We start from the raw sequence: 12386 nt of genomic DNA on the forward strand, positions 1-12386 counted from the left end.
ACAACCGGCCGTCCCGACGCTCTATTCCCGCCACGCGCGCCCCGCCCCGCCCCGTCACCCTCACGCGCTCCCCAGGTACGCCTCCCGGACCAGCGGGTCCGCCCGCACCTGCGCCGCCGTGCCCTCGGCCAGTACCGTTCCGAGGTCGAGCACCACCACCCGGGTGCACAGCTCCATCACGAAGGCCACGTTGTGCTCGACCAGGAGTACCGCGCAGCCCTCCTCGGCGGCGAGCCGCCGCACCACCGCGGCCAGCTGCTCCCGTTCCGGCGCGGACATCCCCGAGGCGGGCTCGTCCAGCAGCAGTACGCGGGGCGGATCGGCGACGGCCCGGGCCAGTTCCACCATCCGGGCCCGGCCCATGGGCAGGCCGCCCGCGTACGCCGTTCCCAGCGCCCCGAGCCCGCAGTCGTCCAGCACCCGCCGGGCCCGGGCCCGCCGTTCGCGCTCGTGGCGCCGCCGGGCCGGCCAGCCGGTGAGGTCGGCAGCGAGTCCGCCGCCCCCGCCCCGCCACTCCTGGGCGACGAGCAGGTTGTCGGTGACGCTGAGCTGCCCGAACAGCTGCTGGCGCTGGAAGGTGCGGCGCATCCCGTGCCGAGCCCGCCACACGGGGGAGCGGCGGGTGATGTCCGCCCCGTCGAGCAGCAGCCGGCCCTCGTCCGGCCGCCGGATGCCGGACAGGACGTCGAACAGGGTGGTCTTTCCCGCCCCGTTCGGCCCGATCAGCCCGCACACCTCGCCCGCCCGGATGCCGAGCGACACCCCGGTGAGCGCCCGGACCCCGCCGAACCGGACGCAGACCCCGCGGGCCTCCAGGACGTACGGGCCCCCGTCCGGCGCCGTGCTCGCGGCCGTGGTCCCCGCCGTGGTGCGCGTCATGTGCCGATCCCCATTCCCAGGTAAGCCTCGGTGAGCCGGTCCGCCTCCACCTCGGCGCGCGGTCCGCACCAGGAGACCCGGCCCTGGGACAGGTAGGCGACGGTGTCGGCGACGCCCAGGATCTCGGCGGCCTTCTCCTCCACCAGCAGCAGCGCGGTCCCCGCGTCGCGCAGTTCGGCGAGCAGCGCGTACACCTCTTGCACCACCCGGGGCGCGAGCCCGAGCGAGGGCTCGTCCGCGATCAGCACCCGCGGCGGGCGCTGGAGCAGCGGAGCGAGGGCGAGCAGCTGCTGCTCCCCGCCGGAGAGGGAACCGGCGGCCAGGCCGCGGCGCTCGCGGAGCCGGGGGAAGCGCGCGTACACGGCCTCCCGGGCGCGGGTGTCGGGGAGGTACAGGGCGAGGTTCTCCTCGATGGTGAGCGAGGGGAAGATCCCGCGTCCCTCCGGCGCGAGCAGCACTCCGGCCCGGGCACGGCGTACGGGCCCGTCCCGGGTCGCGTCCCGCCCGTCGACGTACACGGCCCCGCCCGCGGCGCCGAGCAGCCCGGCGGCCACCTTGCAGGCGGTGCTCTTCCCGGCGCCGTTGGGCCCGAGGACGGCCAGGATCTCCCCGTGCCGGACGGTGAGGTCCAGCCCGTGCAGCACGCTCCCCCCGTCGTACCCGGCGCGCACCCCGCGCAGTTCGAGCGCGGCGCGCGCGGGGGGCGTGCGCGGTGCGGGCTGCGGTTCCGGTTTCCCGGGCTCCGGTTCCGGGGGATCGGGAAGGACGGCCCGGGCGGCGGCCCGCCGCCGCGCGAGGCGTCCCGGGAGCGCCGCGCAGTAGCCGTCCGGATCGTTGGCCAATGCCACGCCCGCCAGCCCGAAGAGGATCACCGGCAGGTACGCCGAGGCCGTCACGTAGTCCGCGAGCACCCGCGGCGCCACCGCGAAGACGAGTCCGGCGACCACCGCGTACTGCGGTCTGCGCACCCCCGCCGCCACCACGACGGCCAGCCACACCAGCCCGGTCAGCGCGGTGAAGTCGGTCGCCGTGATCCGGGTGTTGTACGAGGCGTAGAGCACGCCGCCGAATCCGGCCAGCCCCGCCGACAGCGTGCACAGCAGCAGTTTCGTGCGCAGGACGGACACCCCCGAGGCCATGGCCGCGGCGGGGGCGGACCGTACGGCGAGCATCGCCCGCCCCGACGGCGAGTGGCGCAGCGCGCTCAGCCCGGCCGCCACCAGTGCCACCAGCACCATCAGGGCCACGCCCATCGCCCGGTCGTCGGAGAGGTCCACCGGCCCGAACACGGGCCGTGGCACGGACCAGCCGGAGTCCCCGTTGCGCAGCCACGGCAGCTGGAAGAGGACCTGGTCCGCCAGGAACGCCAGCGCGAGGGTGGCCAGGGCCAGGGAGCGCCCGCCGAGCCGCAGGGCGGGCAGCGCGACCAGCGCGCCGAGGACGGCGGCCGCGCAGGTGCCGACCGCGAGGGCGGCGACGAAGGGCCAGCCGTGGCTCATCAGCAGTCCGGCCACCAGCGCCGCGCCGGTGACGAAGGTGGCCTGGGCGAGGGAGACCATCGAGCCGAGGCCGGTGAGCACGGTGAAGGACATGAACACCAGCGCGATCGCGAGGCCTTGGGCGATCAGCCCGCTCCAGAACGGCGTGGTCACGGTGTACAGCGCCACGCACAGCAGCAGGGCGCCCGCCGCCCACGGCCCCCAGCGCCGCCGCCACGGGGCGCCCGCGAGATGGTCGGGCGGCGGCGCGCCGGAGGCGGCGGTTCCGGCGGTCCGGGCCCGCCGGGTCAGCACCAGCAGCCCGGCGAAGAGGATCAGGAACGGTACGGCGGTACGGAACCCGGTGATCCGCTCCGTGAAGGTGGCGTACCCGGCGACCAGGTTCTGCAGGACGCCGAGGCCCAGCCCGCCCGCGAAGGCGAGCGGCACCGAGACGAACCGCCCGATGACCGCCGCCGTCGCGGACACGAAGAGGAACAGGGTGAAGTCGTGCGCGGACAGCCCGAGCAGCGGTGTGGCCAGTACACCCGCGAGCCCGGCCAGACCGGAGGCGATCATCCAGGCGACCGAGGAGAGCCGGTCGGCGCTGATCCCGCGCAGTTCGGTGAGCGAGCGGTTGTCGACGGACGCCCGCAGCCGCAGCCCGAGCCGGGTGTGGCGCATCAGCACCCACAGGGCCACCGCCACCACGGCCGTCGCCACCCAGGTGATCAGCTGGTCGGAGTCGATGCCGACCCCGTCGAGGGGTTCCCAGGACTTCGCCGGGCTCGGTCCCACCCCGGGCAGCCCGAACTGGTTCTCCGCGGGCAGCACCGGGGCGCCCGCGTCCGCGAGCAGGCCCACCACCCACAGCCCGGCGGCGGGCAGCGCGACGAGCAGTCCGATGGTGGCGACGATCTGCGCGCTCTCGCCGACCCGGGCGAGGCGCCGGAACATCAGCCGGTCCAGCCCCCGGCCGAGGCCGGGGGCGAGCACGAGGACGACGAGCAGGGCCGCCGGGACGGCGGGCCAGCCGAGGCCCGAGTGCAGTTCGTAGAAGGTGAGCGCGCACAGGTAGGCGGTGGCCCCGTGCGCGAAGTTGAAGAGGCCGGAGGCCGAGTACGACAGCACCAGCCCAGTGGCCAGCAGCGCGTACAGGGCGCCGGAGACCAGACCGCTCAGCACGAAGACGAGCAGATCGACCATGCCGCTGCCCCTACTTGAAGGGGATCGGCGCGTGGCACGCGAACGGTACGGAGACCTCGTACGCCCCGTTCTTGAGCTGTACGAGCGCCCCGCAGCCGAAGCTGTTCTTCTGCCCCAGCGGCTCCGCCCGGTCGCCGACCAGGGTCCCGGTGTCGGAGAAGCTCTGCGCGGCGGCCTGGAAGGAGTCCACGGTCAGGTCCCGGCCCGCCTTCTTCGCGATCGCCACGAAGAGGTCCGCCGACATGTAGCCGGTCAACATGTGCATGTTCAGCGGGACTTCCCTGCCGCCCGACGCGGCCTTGATGTCGGCCTTGAACTGAGCCATCTTCGCGTCGGCCGACTCGAAGGGCTCGAACTGGAGCAGCACGTACACCCCGTCCAGGGCCTGCTTCGTCGCGTCCTTGGCGAGCAGCCCCGGGTCGTAGTCGGTCGGGTCGGACAGCAGCCCCTGGTACCCGGCGCGCTTGAGGGCGGTGAACAGGCCGATGTTGTTCGGGGTCTGCATCACGGAGACGACGGCGTCGGGTGCCTTGCCGCCGTTGGAGGACAGGAGGTCCTTCACGTACGCCGACCAGTCGCTCGGCACGGCCGTGCCCGGCACGCTCGCCTTGGCGTAGGAGACGGTGAACCCGGCGCTCGCGAAACCCTGGGAGAAGGTCCGCACGCCGAACTTGCCCGCGTCGCTGTCATTGGCGATGACGGCGACGGATTTGCCCTTCGCCCCGCCCAGGACCTGGGCGATGCCCTCGGGCCAGGTCTGGTTGAGCGTGCCGCCGGGGGTGGGGACCAGGCAGCCATTGAACCCGTAGATGAACTTCGGCCCGCAGAAGGCGGGGGTGGTGCCCCAGCCGAAGGTGGGCACCTGCTGCTGCTCCAGGAAGTCGGCGCCGGAGAAGGTCACCGAACTCATCGGGGACACCGCGAAGACCTTGTCCTGCTGGACCAGTTTGCGGGCGGCCGCCAGGTTCTTGGCGGGGTCCTGGCCGTCGTCCTCCGCGCCCGTGTAGTCGATCTTCCGGCCGTTGACCCCGCCCTCCGCGTTGGCGCGCAGGTAACGGGCCTTGGCCCCGAGGTCGGTGTCCTTCTTGCTGTAACCGCTGGCGCTGGTCATCGACACGATGCCGCCGACCTTGACCGAGGTGCCGCTCACCCCGCGGGTGGCCCCGGCGCCCGTGCCCGCGCTCGTACCGGAGGGTGAAGAGGTGCTCTTGGCGGCGGAGTTGCAGGCGGAGACGAGCGCGAGGGCCGCCGCGGCGGCGGCGAGGGTGCGGATCGGACGCAGCATGAATGGAGTCCCCTCCGGTCGGAATCCCCGCATTCTGTGCGTCACCTGACGAGTCGTCAATATCAATGACAAGTAAAGTGACGAACCGTCAGGTCCGCTTGAGAGGCACCCGCATGACCGCCGTCATCGCTGGTAGAGGGCCGCCACCTCCTGCTCGTACGCCGCCTCGATGGCCCGCCGCTTGAGCTTGAGCGAGGGCGTCAGCAGCCCCCGGTCCTCGGTGAACTGGTCGGCCAGCACCCGGAAGGTACGGATCGACTCGGCCTGCGAGACCCGGGTGTTGGCGGTGACCACCGCCCGCCGCACCTCCGCCGTCAGCTCCTCGTCCCGCACCAGCTCCACCGCGGCCAGCTGCGGACGCCCGCGCATCGCCAGCCAGTGCGCGACCCCTTCCATGTCCAGCGTCAGCAACGCGGCGATGTACGGACGGTCGTTGCCCACCAGCACGCACTGCGACACCAGCGGATGCGACCGCACCCGCTCCTCCAGCGCGGTCGGCGACACCGACTTCCCGTTCGAGGTCACCAGGATCTCCTTCTTCCGCCCGGTGATCGTGAGGTAGCCGTCCGCGTCGAGCCGGCCCAGGTCCCCGGTCGCCAGCCAGCCGCCGCGCAGCACCGCCCCGCTCGCGGACGGATCGCCCAGGTAGCCCGAGAAGACGTGCGCCCCGCTCAGCCACACCTCGCCGTCGTCCGCGATGTGCACCGAGGTGCCGGGGATCGGGCGGCCCACCGTCCCGTACTTCGTCGCCCCCGGCGGATTCGCGGTCGCCGCCGCGCAGGACTCGGTCAGCCCGTACCCCTCGAACACGGTGACCCCCGCGCCGTCGAAGAACAGCCCCAGCCGCCGGGACATCGCCGAACCGCCCGACATCGCGTACCGGATCCTGCCCCCCAGCGCCTCCCGCACCTTCCCGTACACCAGCTTGTCGAAGAGCTGGTGCTCCATCCGCAGCGCCGCCGACGGGCCCGGACCCGTACCGAACGCCTTCTGCTCGCGCGCCTCGGCGTAGCGCACGGCCGTCTCCACCGCCCGGTCGAAGGGGCCCGTACGCCCCTCCGCCTCCGCCTTGCGCCGGGCCGCCGCGAACACCTTCTCGAAGACGTGCGGAACGCCCAGTACGAAGGTCGGGCGGAAGGCCGCCAGATCGGGCATCAGCTCGGCCGCCGCGAGGACCGGCTGGTGCCCGAGCTTGACCCGCGCCCGGACCGCCGCCACCTCGACCATCCGCCCGAAGACATGGGCGAGCGGCAGGAAGAGCAGGGTGGAGGGCTGCTCGCCCGGCTTTGCCTGGAACACCGACTCCCACCGGGTCACCAGCGTGTCCGCCTCGTACATGAAATTGCCGTGCGTCAGCACGCACCCCTTGGGGCGGCCGGTGGTGCCCGAGGTGTAGATGACCGTGGCCACCGCGTCGGGGGTCACCGCGCTCCGGTGGCGGTGCACGACGTCCGGCGACACGCCCCGCCCGTCCGCGACCAGCTCCTCCAGGGCGCCCGCGTCCAGCTGCCACAGCCGGCCCAGGCGCGGCAGCCCCTCGATCACCGAACCGACGGTCATCGCCTGGTTCTCGTCCTCGACCACCACGGCCGTGCAGCCGGAGTCGAAGAGGATCCAGTACACCTGGTCGGCGGCGGCCGTGGGATAGACGGGCACCGGCTGCGCGCCGATCGCCCACAGGGCGAAGTCGAACAGGGTCCACTCGTACCGGGTGCGCGCCATGATGCCGACCCGGTCACCGAACCGGATCCCCTGCGCCAGCAGGCCCTGCGCCAGTGCGAGCACCTCGGCGCACAGCTGCGCCGAGGTGACGTCCTGCCAGACCCCGTCGGTCTTGCGGCCCAGCACCACCCGGTCCGGGTCCTGGCGGGCGTACTGGAAGACGGCATCGGCCAGTCCCCCGACGGGCGCGGCCGTCACGACGGGTGGGACGGTCATCTCGCGCACAGCCGGCTCCTCTCGGCACGACTCCGCTCCGTACAGCGCCGGTGACGGTACTCCACCACGGGTCCCGGCGGGAGAGGGGCCGGAAGATCAGTTCCGCCGACATCATCACTGGTCAGCGCGGAGCATCGAGGCCCGAACGGCCCCTCGGGGGAGACCTGCGGCGAATCTCCACGAGACCTGCGCGGAGCGCGCACGCCCGCGGCCGGGGCGGAGGCGACCCGGGCCCGCCGGGGCGGAGGCGACCCAGGCCCGCCCGGCGGGGGAGGGGCGGGTCAGCCGGGCCGGGTGAGGCGGGCCGGGCCGGTGAGGATCGCGGTGGCCAGCGCGTCCGCGGCCGGGGTCGGGCGGCGCCCCTGGAGCAGCGCGAACTCCACCCGGCCCAGATCCGGCAGCCCGGCCCGCTCCGGGACCGGGGCCAGCCCGGGCGGGATCAGGCCGCGGGTGTGGGCCATCACCCCGAGCCCCGCCCGGGCCGCCGCGATCAGCCCGCTCAGGCTGCCGCTCGTACACGCGATCCGCCAGGCCCGCCCGTCCCGCTCCAGGACCTCCAGCGCCCGGGCCCGGGTGATCCCCGGCGGCGGGTACACGATCAACGGAACGGGCCGGTCCGGGTCCACCCGCAGCCCCGCCGCCCCGATCCACACCATCCGGTCCCGCCAGACGAGCCGCCCCCGCTCGTCCCCCGGCCCGCGCCGCTTGGCCAGCACCAGATCGAGGCGCCCCGCGTCCAGCCGCTCGTGCAGGATCCCGGACAGCTCCACCGACAGCTCCAGATCCACCTCGGGATGCTGGTGCCGGAAACCCTCCAGGATCTCCGGCAGCCGGGTCAGCACGAAGTCCTCCGAGGCCCCGAACCGCAGCCGCCCGCGCAGCCGGGTCCCGCCGAAGAAGGCCGCCGCCCGCTCGTGCGCCTCCAGGATCGTCCGCGCGAAGCCGAGCATCGCCTCGCCGTCCTCGGTCAGCTCCACCCGGTGCGTGTCCCGCAGGAACAGCGGCCGCCCGGTCGCCTCCTCCAGCCGCCGCACGTGCTGGCTCACGGTGGACTGCCGTACGCCGAGCCGCCCCGCGGCCTGCGTGAAGCTCAGGGTCTGGGCGACCGTGAGAAACGTACGCAACTGCACGGGGTCGTACATGGCCGTCATGACGGACACGCTAGCGCCGACGCGGACATCGCGGTACGTGATGACAGTCAGAGCGGTGTGCGTGTTTCCCGATGACTGCGGTGCCCCTGACGATGAGGGGAGCGGCGCCACGACCCGGCGCCGCCCCGCCCCCGCCCCGCCCGCACGTGACCGAGTGACCGTGTGGCCGAGCCAGTAAGCGAGTACCGCCATGCGCCGCAGCCCGCAGAAGCCCGCTGGCCCGCAGAAGCCCGCCCTCCCGCGGAGGCACCCGCTCCCCGCCTGGCTGCCGCTCGACCCGTACGTCATGGCCCTGCTCGCCACCGTCGCCCTCGCCGCCCTGCTCCCCGCGAGGGGCTCGGCCGCGACCGTCGCCGACGGCGCCTCCACCACCGCCGTCGCCCTCCTCTTCTTCCTCTACGGAGCCCGGCTCTCCACCCGCGAGGCCCTCGACGGCCTGCGCCACTGGCGGCTCCACCTCACCGTCCTGGCCGCCACCTTCGTCCTCTTCCCGCTCCTCGGCCTGGCCGCGCGGGCCCTGGTCCCCACCCTCCTCACGCCCCCGCTCTACAGCGGCCTGCTCTTCCTCTGCCTGGTCCCCTCCACCATCCAGTCCTCGATCGCCTTCACCTCCATCGCCCGCGGCAACGTGCCCGCCGCCATCTGCGCCGGATCCTTCTCCAGCCTCGCCGGAATCTTCCTGACCCCGCTCCTCGCCGCCGGGCTGCTCGGCGGCGACGCGGGCGGGTTCTCCCTCGACTCCCTGCTGAAGATCGTCCTGCAGCTGCTGCTGCCGTTCCTCCTCGGCCAGTTGCTGCGCCGCTGGGTCGGTGGCTTCCTCACCCGCAACCGGGCGGTCCTGGGTTACGTCGACCGCGGCTCGATCCTGCTCGTCGTCTACGCCGCCTTCAGCGCGGGCATGGCCGCCGGGATCTGGCACCAGGTCAGCGCGGCGCGCCTGGGCGCGCTCGTGGCGGTCGAGGGGGTGCTGCTCACCGTGATGCTGCTCGTCACCTGGTACGGCGCCGGGCGCCTCGGCTTCGGCCGGGCGGACCGGATCGCCATCCAGTTCGCCGGGTCGAAAAAGAGCCTCGCGGCCGGACTCCCCATGGCCAGCGTGCTGTTCGGGGCGCAGGCGAGCCTCGCCGTGCTCCCGCTCATGCTGTTCCACCAGATGCAGCTGATGGTCTGTGCGGTGCTCGCCCGCCGCCGGGCCGCCGACCCCGAGCCCGAACTCCCCTCCGGGCATGTGGCGGAGGTCTCGCGGGCGGCCCAACACCCCGCACCCGGGGCCCGGTAACGTGCGTCGGTGACCTGGATACGCCCCCACTCCGCCCAAGCCGAACGCCCCTGCACCCTGGTGGTGTGCCGAGGCTGCTGCTGCGGCGACCCGCGCAAGAACCCCGGTACCGACCACGCCGGTCAGCTGGCCCGGCTCCGCGCGGCCGCCGAGGAGTCCGGTGGGCGGCTGGCCGTCCGTACCGTCGACTGCCTCGGCCCCTGCGCCCAGGCCAATGTGATCGTCGTCCAGCCCGCGACCGGCGCCCGCCGCAAGGGCGCCCGCGCCGCCTGGTTCGGCTGGGTCATGGACGACACCGCGACCGATGACATCGTCGGCTGGGCCCTGGCCGGCGGCCCCGGCGTCGCCCTCCCGCCGGACGCCCTCGACCTGCACCGCATCGAACCCCCGGCCCCGAAGAAGACCAGCCGCGGCCGCCGGCGCTAGGGGGTGTCTGGTGGATCTCCGTGGGGAAGGAGCGGCGTCCGGTGCGTGCTCTCGGTGTGCCGGCCGGAAGCCCGCGTACTGGACGTACTCGGGCTTTCGGCTGGTGCGGCGAGAGCGCGTGCCGGGCGTCGCGACGCCGCGGAGATCCGCCAGACACCCCCTAAGCCCCCGGTTCCTGCTCCTCTTGCGGCTTCGGCTCCGGGAGCAGGATCCGCTCCTCGCCCGCGTAGATGTTCATGTTCCGGCCGCGCAGGAAGCCGACGAGGGTGAGTCCCGTCTCCAGCGCGAGGTCCACGGCCAGTGAGGACGGCGCGGAGACGGCGGCCAGTACCGGGATCCCCGCCATCACGGCCTTCTGGGCCAGTTCGAACGAGGCCCGCCCCGACACCAGCAGCACCGCCCCCGCCAGCGGCAGCCGACCCTCGCGCAGCGCCCGCCCGATGATCTTGTCCACCGCGTTGTGCCGGCCCACGTCCTCCCGTACGTCGACCAGCTCGCCCGCCGCTGTGAACAGCCCGGCCGCGTGCAGCCCGCCGGTGCGGTCGAACACCTTCTGCGCGGCGCGCAGCCGGTCCGGCAGCTCCCCGAGCAGATCGGCCGTCATCCGCACGGGGTCGGCGCCGATCCCGGGGAACCGGCTCGCCGTCCGTACGGCGTCCAGACTGGCCTTCCCGCAGAGGCCGCAGGAGGAGGTCGTGTAGACGTTCCGCTCCAGCGTGATGTCCGGGACCGGAACCCCGGCCGTGAGCTGCACGTTCACGATGTTGTAGGTGTTGGCGCCGTCTTCGGCCTGGCCCTCGCAATAGGTGACCGCGCGGACGTCCGAGGCGTGCGCCAGTACCCCCTCGCTCACCAGGAACCCGGCCGCCAGCGCGAAGTCGTCTCCCGGGGTGCGCATGGTGATGGCCAGCGGTTTCCCGTTCAGCCGGATCTCCAGAGGCTCCTCGGCGACCAGCGTGTCCGGACGCGTCCCGGCCACCCCGTCCCGGATCCGGACGACGCGGCGGCGCTCGGTGACCCGTCCCATGGCGATCAGCCCACCCGTTCTCTCGTTCTTGCCGGTCCACGGCCCCCGCAGGCCCGCACCGGGCCTGTCAGGTTCATTCTCCCGTATCGCTCCATACAGGTGCTCCGCAGGAAGATCCTCCGGAATCTCCAAATTCCACCGCACGAATCCTGTCGGGTCACGTGCCCCCGTACCGGTCAGTAGCAGGCAAAGCTGGGTGATCCTGACTGCCGTACGAGGGGGATCCTGCCCATGACCGGTTCACGCGTGGTGGCTCTGGGGCACTACCAGCCCGCGAAAGTGATCACCAACGAGGACCTCTCGGCCATGGTCGACACGAACGACGAGTGGATCCGCTCCCGGGTGGGCATCAAGACCCGCCACATGGCGGGTCCCGACGAGCCCGTGGACGAGCTGGCCTACCAGGCCGCGGGCAAGGCCCTGGCGAGCGCGGGACTGACCCCCGACGACATCGACCTCGTGCTCGTCGCCACCTCGACCGCGATCGACCGCTCGCCCAACATGGCGGCCCGCGTCGCCGCCAAGCTCGGCATGGGCGGCCACCCCGCCCTCATGGACATCAATGTCGTCTGCTCGGGCTTCACGCACGCCCTGGCCACCGCCGACCACGCCATCCGCGCGGGCTCGGCGACCCGCGCGCTGGTCATCGGCGCCGACAAGATGACCGAGATCACCGACTGGACCGACCGCACCACCTGCGTGCTGACCGGCGACGGCGCGGGCGCCGCGGTCGTCGAGGCTTGCGAGGAGCCCGGCATCGGGCCCGTCCTGTGGGGCTCCGTCCCGGAGATGGGCCACGCCGTCCGCATCGAGGGCAGCCCGCCGGTCTTCGCCCAGGAGGGCCAGTCCGTCTACCGCTGGGCCACCACCCAGCTGCCGCCGCTCGCGCGCAAGGCGTGCGAGCGCGCCGGAATCACCCCGGAGGACCTCGCCGGAGTCGTCCTGCACCAGGCGAACCTGCGCATCATCGAACCGCTGGCCGCCAAGATCGGCGCCGTCAACGCGGTCGTCGCGCGCGATGTCGTCGACTCCGGCAACACCTCGGCCGGCAGCATCCCGATGGCCCTGTCCAAGCTGGTCGAGCGCGGCGAGATCCCCTCGGGCGCGCCCGTCCTGCTCTTCGGCTTCGGCGGCAACCTCTCCTATGCGGGCCAGGTCATCCGCTGCCCCTGACCCCGCCCGGTGTCACCGCGTACGCACGCCCCCGACGGACCCCTGCCTCAGGGGAGCCGCCGGGGGCGTACGACGTGAGGGCCGGAACGGGCCACCGCACGCCGCGGCCTCCACTCCGCGTACGTGGACGGCAACACGCCGTACGCCCGGCGGACCGACCGGGAGCGGCTCGATGCCGGAGCGCCCTGGCGGGCTGCTGACCACGGTTTATGCGGGTGAGGAGCACTCCGAACCTTTGCTATTGTTGTCCTTGTCGCCGCGGGAAACCGGGGCCGACCACCTGGTCCGGGTGGCGGAATGGCAGACGCGCTAGCTTGAGGTGCTAGTGCCCTTTATCGGGCGTGGGGGTTCAAGTCCCCCCTCGGACACAAGGGTCAACCGACCAAATGGAGCCGGTCAAAGCGACGTAAAGTCGCTTTGACCGGCTCTGTTGTTGTGCGTGAACGTGATCTGGCCCCCTGCGGTTCGCAGGGGGCCAGATGTGTTTGTGCTGGTCAGACGGAGTCTGGGGGTGGGGTGGATCAGGCGCCTGGGTTGGTGTCGG

9 protein-coding genes and 1 tRNA gene are annotated in these 12386 nt (G+C 73.1%); 4 read left to right on the forward strand and 6 right to left on the reverse strand.

Annotated features, from left to right (window positions below; translation table 11 throughout):
• Nucleotides 1-60 precede the first annotated feature (60 nt).
• The 5 genes from OHS33_RS29895 to OHS33_RS29915 form a co-directional block, all read right to left on the reverse strand.
• Nucleotides 61-879, reverse strand: coding sequence for an ABC transporter ATP-binding protein (locus OHS33_RS29895; protein ID WP_330333516.1), 819 nt, complete (start codon nt 877-879; stop codon nt 61-63).
• Complete coding sequence (locus tag OHS33_RS29900; protein WP_330333517.1) at nt 876-3563, reverse strand: ABC transporter permease subunit; 2688 nt, start codon at nt 3561-3563, stop codon at nt 876-878. The genes OHS33_RS29895 and OHS33_RS29900 overlap by 4 nt, the downstream gene beginning before the upstream one ends.
• A gap of 10 nt (nt 3564-3573) precedes the next feature.
• Complete coding sequence (locus tag OHS33_RS29905) at nt 3574-4848, reverse strand: ABC transporter substrate-binding protein (RefSeq protein WP_330333518.1); 1275 nt, start codon at nt 4846-4848, stop codon at nt 3574-3576.
• Nucleotides 4849-4971: 123 nt separating this feature from the next.
• Nucleotides 4972-6795, reverse strand: coding sequence for an AMP-dependent synthetase/ligase (locus OHS33_RS29910; RefSeq protein ID WP_330333519.1), 1824 nt, complete (start codon nt 6793-6795; stop codon nt 4972-4974).
• Between the two features lie 272 nt (nt 6796-7067).
• Nucleotides 7068-7928 (reverse strand): LysR substrate-binding domain-containing protein, encoded by an 861-nt coding sequence (locus OHS33_RS29915; RefSeq protein ID WP_330335265.1) that lies wholly within the window; start codon nt 7926-7928, stop codon nt 7068-7070.
• A gap of 199 nt (nt 7929-8127) precedes the next feature.
• Between OHS33_RS29915 and OHS33_RS29920 the strand changes: the two genes are divergently transcribed.
• Together OHS33_RS29920 and OHS33_RS29925 are read left to right on the forward strand one after the other, a co-directional pair.
• Entirely contained in the window at nt 8128-9216 is a 1089-nt protein-coding gene (locus tag OHS33_RS29920) for a bile acid:sodium symporter family protein (protein ID WP_330333520.1), read from the forward strand.
• A 9-nt stretch (nt 9217-9225) separates the two neighbouring features.
• Complete coding sequence (locus OHS33_RS29925) at nt 9226-9642, forward strand: (2Fe-2S) ferredoxin domain-containing protein (RefSeq protein ID WP_330333521.1); 417 nt, start codon at nt 9226-9228, stop codon at nt 9640-9642.
• Between the two features lie 160 nt (nt 9643-9802).
• On the opposite strand, the gene fdhD is transcribed toward OHS33_RS29925, so the two are convergent.
• Entirely contained in the window at nt 9803-10669 is an 867-nt protein-coding gene (gene fdhD / locus OHS33_RS29930; protein WP_330333522.1) for a formate dehydrogenase accessory sulfurtransferase FdhD, read from the reverse strand.
• A gap of 231 nt (nt 10670-10900) precedes the next feature.
• Between fdhD and OHS33_RS29935 the strand changes: the two genes are divergently transcribed.
• The gene (locus OHS33_RS29935) at nt 10901-11842 is read left to right on the forward strand and encodes a beta-ketoacyl-ACP synthase III (protein ID WP_330333523.1); all 942 of its coding nucleotides are present in this window, start codon (nt 10901-10903) and stop codon (nt 11840-11842) included.
• A gap of 283 nt (nt 11843-12125) precedes the next feature.
• Nucleotides 12126-12210 (forward strand) — tRNA-Leu (locus tag OHS33_RS29940).
• Nucleotides 12211-12386 lie beyond the last annotated feature (176 nt).

Source organism: Streptomyces sp. NBC_00536, assembly GCF_036346295.1.
Classification (GTDB): domain Bacteria; phylum Actinomycetota; class Actinomycetes; order Streptomycetales; family Streptomycetaceae; genus Streptomyces.

Coding starts and splice junctions, on each gene's coding strand:
- OHS33_RS29895 (WP_330333516.1), bottom strand. CDS start 879: ATGACGCGCACCACGGCGGGGACCACGGCCGCGAGCACGGCGCCGGAC.
- OHS33_RS29900 (WP_330333517.1), bottom strand. CDS start 3,563: ATGGTCGATCTGCTCGTCTTCGTGCTGAGCGGTCTGGTCTCCGGCGCC.
- OHS33_RS29905 (WP_330333518.1), bottom strand. CDS start 4,848: ATGCTGCGTCCGATCCGCACCCTCGCCGCCGCCGCGGCGGCCCTCGCG.
- OHS33_RS29915 (WP_330335265.1), bottom strand. CDS start 7,928: ATGTACGACCCCGTGCAGTTGCGTACGTTTCTCACGGTCGCCCAGACC.
- OHS33_RS29920 (WP_330333520.1), top strand. CDS start 8,128: ATGCGCCGCAGCCCGCAGAAGCCCGCTGGCCCGCAGAAGCCCGCCCTC.
- fdhD (WP_330333522.1), bottom strand. CDS start 10,669: ATGGGACGGGTCACCGAGCGCCGCCGCGTCGTCCGGATCCGGGACGGG.
- OHS33_RS29935 (WP_330333523.1), top strand. CDS start 10,901: ATGACCGGTTCACGCGTGGTGGCTCTGGGGCACTACCAGCCCGCGAAA.